18 protein-coding genes are annotated in these 18,821 nt (G+C 63.8%); 6 read left to right on the top strand and 12 right to left on the bottom strand.

Going from position 1 to position 18,821, the window contains the following annotated elements; all coding sequences use genetic code 11:
• Positions 1-26: 26 nt before the first annotated feature.
• The 7 genes from M3I54_RS16340 to M3I54_RS16310 form a co-directional block, all read right to left on the bottom strand.
• A complete protein-coding gene (locus M3I54_RS16340; RefSeq protein WP_254337581.1) occupies positions 27-1,541 on the bottom strand; it encodes an NCS1 family nucleobase:cation symporter-1 in 1,515 nt (504 codons plus the stop codon).
• A 297-nt stretch (positions 1,542-1,838) separates the two neighbouring features.
• The gene (locus M3I54_RS16335; RefSeq protein ID WP_254337579.1) at positions 1,839-2,561 is read right to left on the bottom strand and encodes a GntR family transcriptional regulator; all 723 of its coding nucleotides are present in this window, start codon (positions 2,559-2,561) and stop codon (positions 1,839-1,841) included.
• Positions 2,562-2,871: 310 nt separating this feature from the next.
• Complete coding sequence (gene ldcA, locus M3I54_RS16330) at positions 2,872-3,798, bottom strand: muramoyltetrapeptide carboxypeptidase (RefSeq protein WP_254337577.1); 927 nt, start codon at positions 3,796-3,798, stop codon at positions 2,872-2,874.
• Positions 3,799-3,823: 25 nt separating this feature from the next.
• Positions 3,824-4,420: a tRNA adenosine(34) deaminase TadA gene (gene tadA / locus M3I54_RS16325; protein WP_302058983.1), complete on the bottom strand. Its 597-nt coding sequence runs from the start codon at positions 4,418-4,420 to the stop codon at positions 3,824-3,826.
• Positions 4,421-4,512: 92 nt separating this feature from the next.
• Positions 4,513-4,923, bottom strand: coding sequence for a DnaJ family domain-containing protein (locus tag M3I54_RS16320; protein ID WP_254337575.1), 411 nt, complete (start codon positions 4,921-4,923; stop codon positions 4,513-4,515).
• Between the two features lie 302 nt (positions 4,924-5,225).
• Positions 5,226-6,422 carry an amino acid aminotransferase gene (locus M3I54_RS16315; RefSeq protein ID WP_254337574.1) on the bottom strand — a complete coding sequence of 399 codons (1,197 nt, stop codon included), beginning with the start codon at positions 6,420-6,422 and terminating at the stop codon, positions 5,226-5,228.
• A 43-nt stretch (positions 6,423-6,465) separates the two neighbouring features.
• A complete protein-coding gene (locus M3I54_RS16310; RefSeq protein WP_254337572.1) occupies positions 6,466-7,860 on the bottom strand; it encodes an amino acid permease in 1,395 nt (464 codons plus the stop codon).
• 254 nt (positions 7,861-8,114) lie between these two features.
• Here M3I54_RS16310 and M3I54_RS16305 point away from each other — a divergent pair, with 254 nt between their 5' ends.
• From M3I54_RS16305 to M3I54_RS16290, 4 genes are all read left to right on the top strand, one after another.
• The gene (locus tag M3I54_RS16305; RefSeq protein WP_254337570.1) at positions 8,115-8,588 is read left to right on the top strand and encodes an Lrp/AsnC family transcriptional regulator; all 474 of its coding nucleotides are present in this window, start codon (positions 8,115-8,117) and stop codon (positions 8,586-8,588) included.
• Positions 8,589-8,799: 211 nt separating this feature from the next.
• Entirely contained in the window at positions 8,800-9,540 is a 741-nt protein-coding gene (locus M3I54_RS16300; RefSeq protein ID WP_254337568.1) for an ATP-binding cassette domain-containing protein, read from the top strand.
• A gap of 250 nt (positions 9,541-9,790) precedes the next feature.
• Complete coding sequence (locus M3I54_RS16295) at positions 9,791-10,786, top strand: ABC transporter permease (protein ID WP_254337566.1); 996 nt, start codon at positions 9,791-9,793, stop codon at positions 10,784-10,786.
• A gap of 185 nt (positions 10,787-10,971) precedes the next feature.
• Positions 10,972-11,964: a sugar-binding protein gene (locus M3I54_RS16290; RefSeq protein WP_165979471.1), complete on the top strand. Its 993-nt coding sequence runs from the start codon at positions 10,972-10,974 to the stop codon at positions 11,962-11,964.
• 133 nt (positions 11,965-12,097) lie between these two features.
• Here M3I54_RS16290 and guaA read toward each other — a convergent pair whose 3' ends face one another.
• The 3 genes from guaA to guaB form a co-directional block, all read right to left on the bottom strand.
• Positions 12,098-13,681, bottom strand: coding sequence for a glutamine-hydrolyzing GMP synthase (gene guaA, locus M3I54_RS16285; RefSeq protein WP_254337564.1), 1,584 nt, complete (start codon positions 13,679-13,681; stop codon positions 12,098-12,100).
• Positions 13,682-13,859: 178 nt separating this feature from the next.
• Positions 13,860-14,582 carry a hypothetical protein gene (locus tag M3I54_RS16280; RefSeq protein WP_254337562.1) on the bottom strand — a complete coding sequence of 241 codons (723 nt, stop codon included), beginning with the start codon at positions 14,580-14,582 and terminating at the stop codon, positions 13,860-13,862.
• A gap of 6 nt (positions 14,583-14,588) precedes the next feature.
• The gene (guaB, locus tag M3I54_RS16275; RefSeq protein WP_254337559.1) at positions 14,589-16,049 is read right to left on the bottom strand and encodes an IMP dehydrogenase; all 1,461 of its coding nucleotides are present in this window, start codon (positions 16,047-16,049) and stop codon (positions 14,589-14,591) included.
• 269 nt (positions 16,050-16,318) lie between these two features.
• Between guaB and M3I54_RS16270 the strand changes: the two genes are divergently transcribed.
• Positions 16,319-17,371: a DMT family transporter gene (locus tag M3I54_RS16270; RefSeq protein ID WP_254337557.1), complete on the top strand. Its 1,053-nt coding sequence runs from the start codon at positions 16,319-16,321 to the stop codon at positions 17,369-17,371.
• Between the two features lie 16 nt (positions 17,372-17,387).
• Here M3I54_RS16270 and M3I54_RS16265 read toward each other — a convergent pair whose 3' ends face one another.
• A complete protein-coding gene (locus tag M3I54_RS16265) occupies positions 17,388-17,720 on the bottom strand; it encodes an RnfH family protein (RefSeq protein WP_254337555.1) in 333 nt (110 codons plus the stop codon).
• Positions 17,717-18,154, bottom strand: coding sequence for a type II toxin-antitoxin system RatA family toxin (locus tag M3I54_RS16260; RefSeq protein ID WP_042265786.1), 438 nt, complete (start codon positions 18,152-18,154; stop codon positions 17,717-17,719). The genes M3I54_RS16265 and M3I54_RS16260 overlap by 4 nt, the downstream gene beginning before the upstream one ends.
• A 102-nt stretch (positions 18,155-18,256) precedes the next feature.
• On the opposite strand from M3I54_RS16260, the gene smpB reads away from it, so the two are divergent.
• Complete coding sequence (gene smpB / locus M3I54_RS16255; protein ID WP_028204044.1) at positions 18,257-18,703, top strand: SsrA-binding protein SmpB; 447 nt, start codon at positions 18,257-18,259, stop codon at positions 18,701-18,703.
• Positions 18,704-18,821 lie beyond the last annotated feature (118 nt).

Genomic DNA, 18,821 nt, shown 5'->3' with positions numbered 1-18,821 from the left:
CGTCGATGCCTGGTTTTGCGCGAAGCTCATGCGTTTGCGCGCGCGCGTTCGCCCATCGTGAGCGCGCGATAGAACAACGCGCTGAGCGCGGCGCCAATGAACCAGGTGAAGTTCGCCGCGCCGCCGAGCGAAGGCACCATCACGCAGAGAATCGCGATCACCGCTGCCGGCAGCAAAGCCGATACCGCGCGCCAGTTCACGCCGTTGCGATACCAGTACGCCCCCTTCGGCGACACCGAGTAGAGATCATCTACGGCAAGACGTCCGCGCTTCACGAGATAAAAATCGACGATCAGGACACCGTACAAAGGCCCGATGAAGGCACCGAGCACGTCGAGCGTGTAGTGAATCACAGCCGGGTTGTTGAAGAGATTCCACGGCGTGATGAAGATCGAGGCCACGGCGGCGAGCATGCCACCCGCACGCCAGCTAATGAGCCGCGGCGCGACGTTGGAAAAATCGAACGCGGGCGAAACGAAGTTCGCGACGATGTTGATGCCGATGGTCGCAATCGTGAACGTGAGCGCGCCGAGAATCACAGCGGTCGGATGATCGATGCGGCTGACCGTTTCGACGGGATCAGTAATCAGTTCTCCGAACAGGGGGAGCGTAGCCGACGTCGTGATGACCGTGACGAGCGAGAATGCGAGAAAGTTGACCGGCAGCCCCCAGAAGTTGCCCTTGTGAACGCTCTTGAGCGACTTGCCATACCGTGAGAAGTCGCCGAAATTGAGCATCGGCCCCGAGAAATACGACACCACGAGCGAGATCGCTGTGATCATCACGGGAATCACTTCGGTACCGTGATATTTCACCTGGCCAAGATTCAGGCCGATGTTGTGCCAGCCCGCGCGATATACCATGTAGCCCGCGAGCGCGAACATCACGACATAAACCGCCGGCCCCGCGAAGTCGATGAACTTCTTGATGGTCTCCATGCCGTTCCAGAACACGAACGCCTGAAGCACCCAGAGCGTCATGAAGCCGGCCCAGCCTATCGCGGAAAGCCCGAGCATGCCGTGCTTGTGCACGTCGGCGTAAGGCATGAGTTGCGGGACGAACTTGAGCACGACGATCACGAGCGCGCTCGAAGCGAGATAGGTCTGGATGCCGTACCACGCTACGGCGATGAGACCGCGAATCACGGCGGGAATGTTGGCGCCGAGCACGCCGAAGGTGCCGCGACACGCCACCGGGTACGGCACGCCGTGACGCTGGCTCGGCCGCGCGATCAGGTTGCAGAGCACATTGACGATGGAGATGCCGACGATCAGCGCTACGAGCACTTGCCAGCTCGTGAGGCCGAGCGCGAAGAGGCTCCCCGCGAACACATAGCCGCCGACGCTATGCACGTCGGACATCCAGAACGCGAAGATGTTGTACGCGCCCCAGGTCTGCTCCTTGAGCGGTGCAAGGTCGTGGTTGTAGAGCCGCTCGCTGTAGCCGGCCGGCAAGCGCAGATTATCTGCGGACTCGCTACTTTCACCGGATTCGAAGTTGGGCACTGCCGGACTGCCAGGTGACGCGCTGAACTGAGCCATGATCCGCTCCTTGGATGGATATGCCGACGGAAAAAAGACGCCTGAACGCCTCGAAACGCGTGCGTACCGCCGCTAGACGCGGCCGCCGCGATATCCCCGAATGGTCTGGCCTTCGCAGGCACTGCGCCGGTCGCCGCTTGCGGGCGCGCTGCAACGCTGTGCCTGTTCGAGCCGTCCGCATGCACTGCATGCGCCCCACTCCATCCTTTTCAGCCGCGGCGCCCACCGTTCGTAGTGGGCCACCGCGCTTTACTGCAATCCTTGACTGCAATCCATTTCAGTGCCGCCTCAGGAGCATCAGCGTGCAAGCGAGGTCGCCTCGCGCGCGCTGAACACTTCCTGCAAGTCGACCGAAGCGCCCGCCGGCCGGTCGAGCATCCTGAGCTCGACACCCTGCAAATGGCGGACCATGAGGTCGACGGCGGCTTTCTCGTCTCCGGCCTCGAGCGCCGCGAGAATCGCCTCGTGATCGTCGAACGAACACGGACTGCGTCCCGGCGATTCGTAGAGCGCTGAAATCAGCGTCGAGCGCGCCACGAGCCCGCCCAGGCAATCGCACAGCACCGTATTGCCGGTGAGCGTGGCCAGCGACGTATGAAACTCGCCCGAAAGCCGGATCCACGTCGGGAAGTCGCGCCCCTCGAAGGCCTTGCGCTCGCGCCTGATCGTCTCGCCGATGGTCTTTAGTCGGCGGTTGCCGTGCTGCGCGCTGCAGATACGCCCCACCACTGCCAACTCGATGATCCGCCGCATCTCGAACACCTCGTGCACTTCCTGGAGCGATGGGCTTGCGACGAACGCGCCACGATTGGGCTCCAGATCCACGAGATGGTCCTTCGCGAGCAGCGCGAGCGCCTGGCGGATCGGGCCGCGCTTCACGCCGAATACTTCGCACAACTGCGCTTCAGTCAACTTCGCGCCGGGCGGCAGCCGGTGCTCGAGGATCGCTGCGCGGATTCGCGCGGCGATTGCCTCGGGCTTCATGCCGGTTGCTTCGGCGTCGATATCGGTCTTTCGCATGGCTCGGGTCTCTATGTTGGGTATCCTAGGTTGGACATAAATATTGTCAACAATTTTATGGGCGAACCTGGGGAAGATCCCCACGTACACGCCGGCTGCCACATGCCTCTTATCGGTGAAAAGCGCTTTATTTCGGGGAATTCAGCACCTGCATGGTGATTCCCTGCCCCATTTCGGCCACATTTTTTGTCAACAATTTAGAGAAGAAGCGTTAGAGTGAACATTGTCTGGCGCAGCTCAGAATTGGCCGTTAGTTGCATATAGCTCCACGAAAAAAAGCGCCCGAAAGCGCTTCTCTGTCAGTGCGAAATCAACCCAGATGCGGATAGCCGCTCACGGTCAGCTCGAAGCCGTGTGCGGTGGTGTTCAGCTGCGCCGGCGCGCCCATCGGCAGCGTGACCATATCCGGAATATGGCCGAACGGCAGGCCCGTCACCACCGGAATGCCAACCACGGCACGTACCTGCTCCACCATTTCGCGCAGATCGTAGCCGTTGTCGTAATCGAACTGCTTGTGCCCAGTGAAGTCGCCCAGCACCAGTGCTTGCTGGCGAGCAAGAATGCCGGTGAGATGCAGCTGATAAATCATGCGCTCGATGCGGAACGGCTGCTCGTTCACGTCTTCGACGAACAGGATGCCGCCCTCGACCGGCGGCAGATAAGGCGTGCCAATCAACGAAGTCAGCACGGCCAGATTGCCGCCCCAGAGCGTGCCCGAAACACTCGTCGATTGGGCCTGCGGCGCATTCACCTTAAGCGTGTAGGCCGGTTTCGATAGCGCGTCCCAGAAGTGATGCATCGTGAAGCTGCTGAGACTCTCGGCGCCGAAGTCGCTGCAGAGCATCGGACCGCCGAACGTCGTGAGCCCGGCGCGCGCGAGCAGCGCGAGCTGAATGGCGGTGAAATCGCTATGCCCAACGAAGGCAATGGGCTGATCCTTCAAGCGCCGCTGCAATCCGTCGTAATCGAGACCGTGCAGGATGCGCACCGCGCCGTAGCCCCCACGCACGGCGAGGACGATGTCCGGCAGGTCGCGCGACGGGTCGGCGAGGCGATTCAGTTCGGCCGCGCGCTGGCCATCCGTGCCGGCAAAGCGCTGATAGCGCCGCTCGGTCGCCTGCACGCCGTCGACGTGATGGCCTTGCGCTCGCAACCGCGCAAGCCCACGGTGCACCGCTTCTGGATCATGCGGATAGCCGGACGGTGCGATCAGTTCGATGGTGCGATGAATGGTCATGTCGAATTCGATTCAACCGTGAGATTCAACCCGCGGGTTCGTCCGGACCGGCTACGCCAGCCCCTCCCTGCGCTTGCCCAGCCTGTGCCCGAGCCCGGCGCGCTTCCCGGCTTGCACGGCGCCGGTCGGCGAAGAACGCGCGCAGTGCCTCGCCGCACTCGTCCGCCAGCACGCCTCCGGACACGCTCGTGTGATGATTCAGCTGATCGTTGGCGAAGGCGTCGACCACGCTGCCGCATGCGCCGGTTTTCGGGTCACGCGCGCCGAACACCACACGTGCGATGCGCGCGTGCATGATCGCGCCAGCGCACATCAGGCACGGTTCAAGGGTCACATAGAGTTCGCAGCCGGGCAAGCGGTAGTTACCCAGCGCGTGCGCGCCCGCGCGCAAGGCCGCCATTTCGGCGTGAGCGGAGGGATCGTGCGCGCCAATCGGGTGATTGAAGCCCGAGGCGATCACTTCGTCACCGCGCACGAGCACCGCGCCTACCGGCACTTCGCCGGCGGCACGCGCCTCTTCGGCGGCAGCCTGCGCGAGGCGCATGAAATGCCGATCGCGCTCGGAGACGGGATCGGCCTGGATGCCGGCCTGAGCCGTAGCTGCAGACGCCGTCACGAGCAGTTCGACGGGAATCGATCCGGCAGGCGAAGTGACAGCCGGGTGCGCCTCTTCGCTTTCGCCGCCAGGGGCGTGTGGCTGGACGGGAGAGCCCGTCACGCCGCCTCCGCCGAGAGCCCAGGCAGGCCGGGCTCGCCGGCTGCACGTTCGGACAAACGCTCCGCTATGCGGCGGCGATATTCGTGAGGCACGACCATCGGCCCGCCACGCAAGGATTCGAGCGCCATATCGAGCGCCAGCATGCGCGCGCGCAGACGGCATTGCGCGGCCTTGTCGCCCACGATGGCGAGGTCTTCCTCGAGGTCGCGCAAGGCTCGCAGCTGTTCGACTGCGGGCGGCACGAACCCTGCGTTCTTCAGGATGCGGTGGGCTATGCGCACTGCTTCGGGCACGAGCAGGTCGTCGTCGAGCGTCTGCGGCGCACGGGCGCCGGGCAGGTCGTCGAGGTCACCGCGCGCGGCCGCGGCGGCAATCCGTTGTTCGACGAGGGCATCAAGCAATTTCATCAGCAATCCACTACGTTGCGGCTCACGCATTCTATCAGGGTGAGACCTGGAAGACCGCGCGCGGCCGGCATGTGTGCCATCTACTCCCTACCGCTTGACAGACTGGCGGTTTGATGCGGGATGAATAGGCGTGGACGACGAAACCTCGAGTCGTCCGATGGCAGGCGGCGGCGTTGCCGGTGGATGCGGCACCGGCATGCGGTTCCGCGGGCTAGATGCGAAAACGCCGCTGGAGCGTCCGGCTCATACCGGCACACCAGCGGCGCTCGAAGGATATCGGGGCACATAGCCCCGCTCTTCCCTTAGTCCTTCATCACCTTGCCAACCGAGTCGACCACCACGCTCACGTTCTTCTCGTTCAGGCCTGCCACGCACATACGGCCCGAGCGCAGGATATATACGCCGAACTCTTCCTTCAGCCTCTCGACCTGCTTTTCGCTCAAGCCCGTGTACGTGAACATGCCGCGCTGCTTCACGTAGCGCTCGAGTGCCGTTTCGCTCGCATGCGCGCTCAGGCCGTCGTGAATCGCCACGCGCATACGCGCAATGCGCTCGCACATCGCCGCCAACTCCTGCTCCCATGACGCCTTCAGTTCTGGCGTGCTCAACACCCGGGTGACGATCTTTGCGCCGTGAGTCGGCGGATTGCTGTAGTTCGCGCGCACCGAACCCGTGAGCTGGCCGAGTACGCGGTCGGCGGCCGCCGCGTCTTCGCAGATCACGTGCAGGCCGCCGCAACGCTCGCCGTAGAGCGAGAAGTTCTTCGAGAACGAATTCGCCACGAGCGCCGGCACACCGCGGCGTGAAAGCTCGCGCACCGCGAACGCGTCGTCCTCGAGGCCCGCGCCGAAGCCCTGATACGCCATATCGACGAACGGCAGCAGGTCGCGCTTTTGCAGCACGTCGATTAGTTGCTCCCACTGCGCGCGATCCAGATCGACGCCCGTCGGGTTATGGCAGCACGCGTGCAGCAGCACGACGCTTTTCGCCGGCAGCGCGTCGATGGCCGAGAGCATCGCGTCGAATTTCAGGCCGCCCGTCACCTCGTCGTAGTACGGGTACGTGTTCACTGTGAAGCCCGCGCGCTCGAAGATAAAGCGGTGGTTCTCCCACGTCGGATCGCTCACCCACACCTGGCTGGTCGCAAAGTAGCGCTTGATGAAATCGGCGCCCACCTTGAGCGCGCCCGAGCCGCCCAGCGTCTGCACGGTCGCGATGCGGCCGGCCGCGCGCGACGGGCAGTCGGCGCCGAACACCAGTGCCTGCACGGCGTCGCGATACTGCGCGAAACCGGCCATCGGCAGATACGGCTTCGGACCCGGCTCTTCGAGAATCGCCGCCTCGGCCGCGTGAACGGCCTTCATGACGGGCAGACGGCCTTCGTCGTCGAAGTAGATGCCAATGCTCAGATTGACCTTGTTCTGACGCGGGTCCTTCTGGAAGTTCTCGTTGAGCGAGAGGATCGGGTCGCCGGGGTAGGCATCGATGTGTTCGAACATGCTGTTTAACTCTCTGGACGAAATTCGGGACGAATATCAGCGCTTACGGAGCCGGCACGCCGCGTTGCAGCGCCGGCGCCGACTTGCGGCACCACAGGCGGTAGGCGAGCCCAAGCACGCCCAGCCAGACCGGAATCAGGTACACGGAAATCCGCAGATCCGGAATCAGATACATTACAACGAGAATGCCGCCGAGGAACGCGAGACACACGTAATTCGTCAGCGGATAGCCGAGGCTGCGGAACGTGGTCGTCTGAGCCGCGCGCGCCTTCTCGCGGCGGAACTTCAGGTGAATCAGACTGATCATCGCCCAGTTGATGATGAGCGCGGACACGACGAGCCCCATCAGCAGTTCGAACGCCTTGCCCGGCATGAAATAGTTGATGATCACGCAAGCGGCCGTGACGAACGCCGACACGCCGAGCGCCGCCAGCGGAATGCCGCGCCGGCTCACCTTGAGCAGCGCCTTCGGTGCATTGCCCTGCTGCGCGAGGCCGTAGAGCATACGGCTGTTGCAGTACACGCCGCTGTTGTAGACCGAGAGCGCCGCTGTCAGCACGACGAGATTGAGCACGTTGGCCACGAGGTCGCTGTTCATCGCGTGGAAGATCAGCACGAAGGGGCTGCCGCCAGCTACGACCTTCTGCCACGGGTAGAGCGAGAGCAGCACGCCGAGCGCGCCGATGTAGAAAATCAGAATGCGGTAAATCACCTGATTCGTCGCGCGCGGAATGCTATGCGAGGGATCATCCGCCTCTGCTGCGGTGATGCCGACAAGTTCCAGCCCGCCGAACGAGAACATCACGACCGCCATGGCCATGACGAGACCCGAGACGCCGTGCGGGAAGAAACCGCCATTGCGCCAGAGGTTCGACACGCTCGCTTCAGGACCGGCCGAGCCCGAAAACAGCAGCCAGCCGCCAAAGGCGATCATGCCGACGATCGCGAGCACCTTGATGATGGCGAACCAGAACTCGAGCTCGCCATACGACTTCACGCTCGTGAGGTTGATGGCGTTGATGACCACGAAGAACACGAGCGCCGAGACCCACGTGGGCAAAGTCGGCCACCAGTAGTGCATGTAGATGCCGACCGCCGAAAGCTCGGCCATGCTCACGAGGATGTAGAGCACCCAGTAGTTCCAGCCGGAGAGAAAGCCCGCGAACGGGCCGAAATACTTGTCCGCGAAATAGCTGAACGAACCGGCGACGGGCTCGTCCACGACCATCTCGCCCAACTGCCGCATGATGAAGAACGCGATGATCCCGGCGATGCCGTAGCCGAGCAGCACCGAAGGCCCGGCCGTCTGAATCGTCTGCGCAATGCCGAGGAACAGGCCCGTGCCGATCGCCCCGCCCAGCGCAATGAGCTGGATGTGGCGATTCTTGAGGCCGCGTTTTAGCTGGTCGCGATTTTCACGCGTGTCGTTTGAAACCATGTCTCTTCCTGTCTCCGACTTATCTGCGCGAGGCCAAAGCATCCGGGTAGGACGCTGGCTCCGCTCCACGAAATAAAATTGCGCACACAACGTTCTGTGCCGGCGCGCTGCCGGGCGTGGAGGTATTGGCCGCCAGCCCGATCGGGTGCGCCCAGTGTATAGTTGGCGCGGAAAAATATGATTTCATCTCGTACGCAGGCAAACCCTGATTGATACAATTCCCTCTCGCCTCAAACCCATCTCACGCAAGATAAATGCAAAATCTCGCGCTCGACACGATCGACATGCGGCTTCTCGCCGCACTGCAGGAGCACGGCCGCGCCTCGAACCTCGAACTCGCGGCCACGATCAAGCTCTCGCCCGCGCAGACACTCAGGCGTCACCGGCGGCTCGAGGAGCTCGGCGTGATCCGGCGCTACGAGACGCGCCTTGACGCGCAGGCGCTCGGCTTCGGCGTGGTCGCCTTCATTCAGGTAACGATGGAGCGCGGGCACATGCGCGAGCTCGTCAAGTTCAAGGAACTCGTCGCGACGTTGCCGCAGGTGCAGGAGTGTTACTCCGTGACTGGCGATATCGACTACGTTCTGAAGGTGGTGGCGCGCGATCTCAAGGCGCTTTCCGAGTTCCTGCTCGATACGCTGATGCGCGCCCCCGGCGTGAACAGCGTGCAGTCGATCGTCTGCCTCGATGAACTCAAGGGGACGAGCGCGATGCCGCTGGAAGCCTGAGACAAGCGCGCGCCAGGTCCGTCTGGCGGGGTTTTTCGGCGAAAACGCAATTTTATCTCATCGGCCGCCTGCTCGCGGCGCCGCAGGACCGGCTGATGAAATAGTCTTGCTAAAAGCCCCATCGTGCTCTAAAAAACAGGCTAGTCAGCATGTCTCCCGGCCACCCTGGGCACCGCAACGGGCGGCTTCACAAGCGCGAGCGCGACAGTCCATGAGTCTTCTTGAGCTCAGAGGCGTTTCCAGGCACTTTGGCGCCATTCAAGCACTGATCGACGTGACGTTGAGCCTGGAACCCGGCCAGGTGGTCGGACTCATGGGCGACAATGGCGCCGGAAAATCAACGCTGGTTAAGGTCATCGCCGGCAACTTCCCGCCGTCCCACGGCGAAGTTCTCATCGACGGCAAGCCCGTTCATTTCAGCAGACCCGTCGACGCCCGCGCCAAGGGCATCGAGGTCGTGTATCAGGACCTCGCGCTCTGCGACAACCTCACGGCGGCGGCCAACGTCTTTCTCGGGCGCGAGCCGCGCATCGGCATATGGCCCTTTCGCGTGCTCGATCACGCGGCCATGTACCGGCGCGCCGCCGAGCTTTTCAGGGAACTGAAGTCCGAAACGCGCCCGCGCGATCTCGTCCGGCAGATGTCGGGCGGCCAGCGTCAGGCCGTGGCGATTGCGCGCACGCGACTGTCCGAGGCGCGGCTCGTGCTCATGGACGAACCCACCGCCGCGATCAGCGTGCGCCAGGTAGTGCAGGTGCTCGACCTCATCAAACGCCTGTCCGAACACGGCATTGCCGTCATTCTCATCAGTCACCGCATGCCTGACGTATTCGAAGTCGCCCACCGCGTGGTCGTCATGCGGCGCGGGCGCATGGTTGCGGACAAGCAGATCGAAGCCTCTTCGCCGGAGGAAGTCACCGGCCTGATCACCGGAGCCATCGCCGCCGCCTGAAGCTGCCCCGCGCGCGACGGCGTTGCATCTGGCCGCACCGGGCGCTAAAGCGCCAGGTGCGGCCGACAGCTTTGCATGGGGCGCACTAAGCGCTAAAGCGCTAAGTGGCCGACGCTTTGCATGGGGCCGCACTAAGCGCTAAAGCGCTAAGTGGCCGACGCTTTGCATGGGGCCGCACTAAGTGCTAAAGCGCTAAGTGCGGCCGACAGGAGACCCGAAATTGAACGATGCGCCGCAAAGACCAAACCTGATGCCGACATTGCTTGACGATCCCCAATCCGCGAAGACGCAGACCCGCTGGAGCGGACTGCTCGCGAGCCAGGTGTTCTGGGTGGTGCTGGCGACGCTCGTCGCCTGCGTCCTGCTCTCGTTCGTCACGTCGACGTTCGCCACGCAGCAGAACCTCTTCAACGTCACGCGCAACTTCGCCTTCGTCGCCATCGTCGCGCTGGGGATGATGGCCATCATCGTCACGGGCGGGATCGACATTTCGGTCGGCTCGACGATTGGCCTGAGCGGCATCGTGCTTTCCGTCACGATGAACGCGGGCTACCCGATCTGGGCCGGCATTGGCCTCGGCCTGCTCACTGCGGGGCTGGTCGGCCTCGTGAACGGCCTGCTCATCGCGTATCTCAACATGCAGCCGTTCGTCGTGACGCTCGGCATGCTGAGCGTGGGCCGCAGCCTCGCGCTCGTAATCTCCGGGAGCCGGACGATCTTCGAATTCGGACCCGACGGGCACAAGCTCCTCGTGCTCGGCGGCGGCAAAACGCTCGGCGTGGCCAATCCCGTGTGGTTTCTGATCGTCCTCGGCGTGCTGTTCTGGTTCGCCTTCGCCTTCACGCGCTGGGGCCGCTATGTCTTCGCGGTCGGCGGCAACCGTCATGCGGCGAATCTCACGGGCGTGCCGGTACGGCGCGTGATCTGCTCGGTCTATGTGCTGGGCGGCCTGATGGCAGGCGTCGCGGCCATTCTCGAAGTGGGCTGGCTCGGCGCGGTGACCACAGGCCTTGGCACCGGCGACGAACTACGCGTGATCGCCGCCACGGTGATCGGCGGCACCAATCTCGCGGGCGGCGTGGGCAGCGCGTTCGGCACGATCGTCGGCGCCGCGCTCATCGAAGTGATCCGCAACAGCCTGATCCTGCTCGGCGTCGACTCGTTCTGGCAGGGCACGGTCGTGGGCGGCTTCATCATCATCGCCGTGCTGTTCAACCGGCTCGGCGGCGAGCGGCAAGGAAACTGAACGGATTTCAGGGAGGCGCGGCCGGACAGCACGCGGAACCGCCGGACGTCAGCCATAACAAGAAACGCGAGGAGTCACGCGAGGTTCCGCAGAAAGCCCAAAGCACGGGCGCGGGCTTTCCTTCCGATGATGAAAACTGTACGAGACACGCGCGCCGTACAACCGGCGCCGAACAGGAGGAAACCATGAAGAAAGCGTGGAAGTATCTCGCTGCGATCGGAGGGCTCGCTATGCTGGCCTCTTCCGCCTACGCAGCCGACAAGACCCTCGCGCTGGTCGTGAAGGGCCTCGACAATCCGTACTTCGACCTCATGCACCAAGGCTGCGACCGGGCAAACAAGGAGCTCAGCAAACAGGGCTACAACTGCTACTACACCGGCCCCGCAACAGCCGCGGACGAAAGCGCCGAAGTGCAGATCGTCGACGACTTGCTGACCAAGGGCGTCGCGGCGATTGCGATTTCGCCGTCGAACGCGCCGGCCATTGCCGAAGTGATCCGCCGCCGCAACGCGAAGATCCCGATCATCACCGCGGACGCGGACCTGCTGCCGAAGGACCAGTCCTTGCGCAAGGCGTATGTGGGCACCGACAACTACGAACTGGGTGTGAAGCTCGGCGAGCAGTTGAAGACGCTGATGCCCAAGGGCGGCAACATCTGCCTCGTGATGGGCAACCCCGCGGCCGAGAACATCAACCAGCGCGCCCAGGGCACGCGCGACGTGCTCTCGGGCAAGAAAGGCATCAAGAAGCTGGCGGGCGAAAACAACTGGCATGAAATCAGCGCCTGCCCGCTCTACGTGAACGACGACGCCGCGAAAGCGAACCAGATGATGCAGGACACGCTCACCGCGAACGCCAGCACGCTCCAGGCGTTCGTGTTCGAGGGCGGCTGGCCGCTCTTCGCACCCGAGGCGTACTCGCAGGTCGTCGCGCCGATCATGGACAAGATCAACAGCGGCCAGTTCGTGATCGTCTCAGCCGATACGCTCGGACCGGAGCTGCAGGCCCTCAAGGATCACAAGGTCAATGCGCTGGTCGGGCAGCGGCCTGAGGAAATGGGCTATCAGGCGGCGATGGTGATGCGCGACCTGGCGGAAGGGAAAACGGTGAAGCCTATCGTTCACACGGGTCTCGACGTTTGCACCTGGAAGAACGCGGATACGTGCCTGAAGCACTGAGAGCGTAAGCGTGCGCAAGCCGACGCTCGGTCTGCATGAGCGCCGGCAGGTCGTCGTCAGAAGCAAAAAACCCGCGCCGGCTCAAAGTGCCGAACGCGGGTTTTTGCACCGCCAGCAGGCTAGCGGGCAAGCGTCACTCCCACTCGATCGTCGCGGGCGGCTTGCCCGAGATGTCGTAGACCACACGGTTGATGCCGCGCACTTCATTGATGATGCGGTTCGACACGTGGCCCAGCAACTCGTGCGGCAGGTGCGCCCAGTGCGCCGTCATGAAGTCGAGCGTCTGCACCGCGCGCAGCGCAACGACATACTCGTAGGTGCGGCCATCGCCCATCACACCCACGCTCTTCACCGGCAGGAACACGGCGAACGCCTGACTCGTGAGCTCGTACCACGACTTGCCGGTCTCCTTGTCGATCGTGTTACGCAGCGTCTCGATGAAGATCGCATCGGCACGACGCAGCAGTTCCGCGAAATCGCGCTTCACTTCGCCGAGAATGCGCACGCCGAGGCCCGGGCCCGGGAACGGATGGCGATAGACCATTTCATGCGGCAGGCCGAGCTTCACGCCCAGTTCGCGCACTTCGTCCTTGAAGAGTTCACGCAGCGGTTCTAGCAGCTTGAGGTTGAGCGTTTCCGGCAGCCCGCCCACGTTGTGGTGGCTCTTGATCGTGTGCGCGGCCTTCTTGCCCTTGCCAGCCGACTCGATGACGTCCGGATAGATCGTGCCCTGCGCGAGCCATTTGGCGTCGGTGAGCTTGCCCGCTTCCGTCTGGAACACCTCGACGAACTCCGCGCCGATGATCTTGCGCTTCGCTTCCGGATCGCTCACGCCCGCGAGCTTCGACATGAACGCTGCGCTCGCGTCGACATGGATCACCTTCACGCCGAGATTGTCGGCGAACATCGACATCACCTGCTCGGCTTCGTTCAGACGCAGGAGGCCGTGATCGACGAACACGCAGGTCAGCTGGTCGCCAATCGCGCGATGCAGCAGCGCCGCCGCGACCGACGAATCCACGCCGCCCGAGAGGCCGAGAATCACGTGCTCGTTGCCCACCTGCTTGCGGATCGTCTCGACGGCTTCGTCGATGTAGTGGCCCATCTCCCAGTCGGCCTTCGCGCCGCAGATGCCGAGCACGAAGCGCTCGAGCATCGCGCGGCCCTGCACCGTGTGCGTGACTTCCGGGTGCCATTGCAGGCCGTAGAAGTGGCGCGCTTCGTCGGCCATTGCCGCGATCGGGCACGATTCCGTCGATGCCATCAGCTGGAAGCCCGCCGGCATTTCCGTGACCTTGTCGCCGTGGCTCATCCACACCTTGAGCATGCCGTGGCCTTCGCTCGTGCGGAAGTCTTCAATGCCTTCGAGGAAGCTCGTGTGGTTGCGCGCGCGCACTTCGGCGTAGCCGAATTCGCGCAGGTGGCCGCCGTCCACTTTGCCGCCGAGCTGCTCTGCCATCGTCTGCATGCCGTAGCAAATGCCGAGAACCGGCACGCCCAGTTCGAACACGGCTTGCGGCGCGCGCGGCGTGTCGGTGTCGGTGACCGAATTCGGGCCGCCGGAGAGGATGATGCCCTTCGGCGCGAATTCGCGCACGAATGCGTCGTCCACATCGTACGGGTGGATTTCCGAATAAACGTGGGCTTCGCGCACGCGGCGCGCGATGAGCTGGGTGACTTGCGAGCCGAAGTCGAGAATCAGGATTTTGTCGTGCATGGCTGCGGACGAGACCTAAAAAAGAACGGATACGGAAAGCCGCGCGACAGTTCAAACGCGCGCAGCGTGAATTCATCAGGCCGGAATACCGCGCTACGGCGGCACCGGGTTGCGCAAATTCGGGTGTGCTTCGGGCGTACTGCGTCTGGTGTTTCGGAGGCCGGGTTTGCGCGCGGCCTCAGCCACGCAGCGGCGGCCTCGGTGCGTCGGCCGCTTCGTCGCGAGCCGCCTGGCGAGCCTCTTGAGCTTGCGCCGGGCTGGCGGACGGCGCCGTAACCGACGATGGACGGGGCGCAACCGGCGGGACGGCCGCGGGCGTCACGGTCGGGACTTCCACAACGGGTTCGACCGGCGCTGCCGGCCGCCTCGCCTCTTGCGCACCGCCCCACGCCATCGTTCGCAGAAAGCCTGGCTTCGCGTACGACACCGGCTCTTCGCGACCTACGGGCTGCGCCTTCTGCGCCTTACGCTGCTGCGCGGAACCGCCGCTCGCCTGCCCTTTCTGGCGCTTGCGCACCGCGCCCGCGAGCCGGGCGCCGCCCAGGCCGAGGATGATCAGCCACACCCCGACCGCACCCGCCACCAACTGGCCAAAACCCGTGAGCCGTGGCGCACGCAGCCCAATCAGCCAGACCAGCATCAGCACGCCGGCAATCCAGTTGACGTGGCCCACGGTGCGGCCCACAGGCACGGTCATCTCCCCGTGGAAGGCCGCGCGCAGCGCAAGCCACGCGAAACCCAGCAGCACCACGCCAAAAGCCTGCCCAACGAGCGCCGGCTGCGTTTGCACCAGTTGCAATGCGTTGTAGACGAGGGTCCAGGGCGTGAGAACGAACAGCACGCCAAACCCCAGCAACGTCAACGCATCGACAATCAGCAACACGCGCAGCAGCGGCTTCATCGAGGTTTAGTCCACGTGATAGTTGGGCGCTTCCTTCGTGATCTGCACGTCGTGCACGTGCGACTCGTGCAGGCCGGCGCCGGTAATCTGCACAAACTCCGCCTTCGCATGCAGGTCTTCGATCGTACGGCAGCCGCAGTACCCCATCGAGGCGCGCACGCCGCCGATCAACTGGAACAGGATGGCGTTGATTGGGCCCTTGTAGGCGACACGGCCTTCGATGCCTTCCGGCACGAGCTTGTCGATGTTCGCCGAGTTGTCCTGGAAGTAGCGGTCCGCAGCGCCGTCCTTCATCGCGCCGACCGAGCCCATGCCGCGATACGACTTGTACTGGCGGCCCTGATACAGGAACACGTCGCCCGGCGACTCTTCGGTGCCCGCGAACATGCTGCCCATCATCACGGCGTTCGCGCCGGCTGCCAGCGCCTTCGAAACGTCGCCCGAATAGCGCACGCCGCCGTCGGCAATGCACGGCACTCCTGTGCCCTTGAGCGCATCCGAGACATTGGAGATCGCGCTGATTTGCGGCACGCCCACGCCGGCCACGATACGCGTCGTGCAGATCGAGCCCGGGCCGATGCCAACCTTCACGCCGTCCGCGCCGTACTCGACGAGCGCGCGCGCCGCGTCGGCCGTAGCAATGTTGCCGCCGATCACTTCGACGTGCGGGAAGTTCTTCTTGACCCAGCGAACGCGCTCGAGCACGCCCTTGCTATGGCCGTGCGCCGTATCCACGACGATCACGTCCACGCCGGCTTGCACCAGCAGCTCGACGCGCTCTTCGTTGTCCGGACCGACGCCGACTGCCGCGCCCGCGCGCAGCTTGCCGTGCTCGTCCTTACAGGCGGCCGGGTGCTCGGTCTGCTTGGTGATGTCCTTGACGGTCATGAGACCACGCAGTTCGAACGAGTCGTTCACGACCAGCACGCGCTCGAGGCGGTGGCTGTGCATGAGCGCCTTGGCTTCGACGAGCGGCGTGCCTTCCTTGACGGTGACGAGGCGCTCGCGCGGCGTCATGATCGAGCGAACCGGCTCATCCAGGCGCGTTTCGAAACGCAGGTCGCGGTTCGTGACGATGCCGACGAGTTGTGCGCCTTCGACGACCGGGAAACCCGAAATGCCATGCTGCTGCGAAAGCGCCATGACGTCGGCGACCTTCATTTGCGGCGGAACCGTGATCGGATCGCGCACGACGCCCGACTCGAAGCGCTTCACCTTCGCGACCTCGCGCGCCTGCTCGGCCGGCGTGAGGTTCTTGTGGACGATGCCGACACCGCCCTGCTGCGCCATGGCGATTGCCAGACGGCCTTCCGTGACGGTATCCATAGCGGCCGACACGAGCGGAATGTTCAGGGAGATATTGCGGGTCAGCCGGGTCTTCAGGCTGGTGTCGCGCGGGAGAACGTCGGAAAAGGCGGGGACGAGGAGCACGTCATCGAACGTGAGTGCTTTCTGGATCAGACGCATGGCAAATCCTATAGGCGCAAAAGCAGATTATACGCGATAGCGCCCTGGAAATCATCAGCGCTAACAGTAGCTTAGCGCCGTTTTCGGGACTATTTCCACGCTCCGGCCCCGCCGATGCGAACCGTGCGGGCCCGCCGCGCCTCCGACCCGAATATCCGGCGCACGATGCAGGATTGAACAAGACGGATGCGCACGCCTCCAGTTAAGCTTCGGGCCGTCCTGTCAAAACGGCCCGCCTGGGCCACCCGAAGTTTCTGGAGGCAATAGCAATGCAGCGTGGTGTGTTGTACGGCGTGCTCGCCGGCGCGTTATGGGGAACGGTGTTCGTCGTGCCCCGGCAACTGGCGGAGTTCTCGCCACTGCTCCTGAGCGCGGGCCGCTACGCGATGTATGGGCTCGTCTCGCTCGCCGCGCTCGTGCCCATGCTGCGCCGCGTCTGGCCGCGCATGACGCGCGCCGATCTCGTCGCGCTCGTGAAGCTTGCGCTGGTGGGCAACGTGCTCTATTACCTTTTTCTCGCGAGCGCCATCCATCTGGTGGGCATCGCGCCGGCCTCGCTGATCGTCGGCGTGCTGCCCGTCACTGTCACGCTGCTCGGCCGCCGCGACCATGGCGCCGTGCCGCTATCGCGTTTGGCCTGGCCGCTTGCGATGATCGCGACCGGCATCGTCTGTATCAACGTGGACGTGTTCACCGCAGCCAGCGACGCAGGCGGTGCGAGCGTCCTCACGCGTATGGCGGGCATTGGCTGCGCCGTCGGCGCGCTCGTGTGCTGGACCTGGTTCGCGGTCGAGAACGCTCGTTATCTGCAGCGCAATGCGCACTTCAGCGGCAACGAATGGTCGGTGCTCTGGGGCGTGGTCACGGGCGCGCTCGGCGGCCTGCTCTGGCTCGGCATTCTCGTCGTGCCGTCGCACTGGGTGCAGCAAACCGTGGCCGCCGGCCGCTGGACCACGTTCTGGCAGTTGAATCTGGTGCTCGCGATCGGCGCCTCGTGGCTCGGCAACGGCCTCTGGAACGCCGCCGCCAAACGCTTGCCGCTCACGCTCTCGGGTCAGATGATCGTGTTCGAGACGCTATTCGCCCTGCTCTACGGCTTTATCTACGATCACCGGCTGCCGCGCGGGCTGGAAATCGCGGCGATCGTGCTGCTGGTGGCGGGCGTGAGCTGGTCGGTACGCCAGCATTCGGGCGGCCCCGAAGATACCGCGCACGGCGACGGCATCGTGCCGGACGGCGATCTGGCAGGAATCGGCAACGAAAGCCGCCTCGTGCAACCCGGCGGCGACGCGAAGCGAAGCGGCCGCACGACCACCGCCTGAGCGCCAGGCTCGAGCCCTAGCGCGAATCCTTGGGCAACCACTTGCGCCCTTCGATCGAGCCTTCCTTGCGGGTCTTGTCGACGCGGCGCTGGCGCGCCATCTTGGGGTCGACGATCAGTGGCCGATAGATCTCCACGCGGTCGTGGTCGGTGAGCACGGTATCGAGCGGCTTGAGCTTGCCGTACACGCCCACCTTGAGCTTCACCAGATCGATCTCGGGATGGCGCGCGAGAATACCGCTCGCGTCAATGGCCTGCTGGATGGTCGCGCCCGTCGGCAGCTCAATGCTGACAAGCGTCTGCGCATCCGGCAGTGCATAGCAAACGTCGATGGAAAGATTCGCGCTCATGGCTTGCCGTAGCGCTGGTCGGCGCGCTTCACGAAGGAGTCGACGAAGGTGTTCGCGATGTGATGGAACACCGGCCCGATGAGCTTCTCGAGAATGATGTTTGAAAACTCGTAATGCAGCGCAAACTCGATCTTGCAGGCGTCGGCCCGCAGCGGCGTGAAACGCCAGTAGCCCGTGAACTTGCGAAACGGGCCATCCGCGAATTCCATGTCGATGCGCTCGGGCCGCTTTTGCGAGTTGCGCGTAGCGAAGTGTTGCTTGATGCCCTTGAAATTGATGTCGATCTTCGCCTCCATACCGCTCTCGTCCTGACGGCGAATCTCGACGCCGCCGCACCACGGCAGGAAGTTGGGGTAGTCGGCGACGTCGGTGACGAGGTCGAACATTTGCTCCGCCGAATGGCGAATCAACACGGTTTTCTGGACATCCGCCATAAATTGCGCAATGCGTGGCTAGGGTGAAAGCGCCACGGGCTTTCGGAAGCCCGCTTTGCTAAAATCGCAATTTTAAACGAGTTGGGCCGATCCCATTTTCCTATGAGCATCATCGACAACAGAAAAGCGTTCTTCGATTACTTCATCGAAGAACGCCACGAGGCCGGGCTCGTACTGGAAGGATGGGAAGTCAAGGCCATGCGCGCCGGGCGAGCCAACATCAAGGAAAGCTACGTCATGATCAAGGACGGCGAGCTCTACCTGATCGGCACGCACATCAGCCCGCTGCCCGAGGCTTCGACGCACATCCAGCCAGACCCCACGCGCATCCGCAAGCTGCTCCTGAAACGCGAGGAAATCGACAAATTGATCGGCAAGGTGGAGCAGCGCGGCTTCACGCTCGTGCCGTTGAACTTTCACTACAAGGGCGGCCGCGTGAAGTGCGAGATCGGCCTCGCCAAGGGCAAGAAGCTGCACGACAAGCGCGAAACCGAGAAGAAGCGCGACTGGGAGCGCGAAAAGGCGCGCCTGATGCGCTCGCCCACCTGACTCTTTCCGGGATCGCTCGGATTCAGATGGAGAACGGGCCGCTTACGCGGCCCGTTGTCATTTTCGGCGGCCTCGGCGCTTATGCGCCCTTCGTCGCCCCAGCCCCACTGATCTGCCC

It is taken from the genome of Paraburkholderia sp. CNPSo 3274, from assembly GCF_024206475.1.
In the GTDB taxonomy this organism is placed as follows: Bacteria; Pseudomonadota; Gammaproteobacteria; order Burkholderiales; family Burkholderiaceae; genus Paraburkholderia.
Note: the sequence above shows the minus strand (reverse complement) of the source record. Positions and strands in the feature narration are given on the sequence as shown.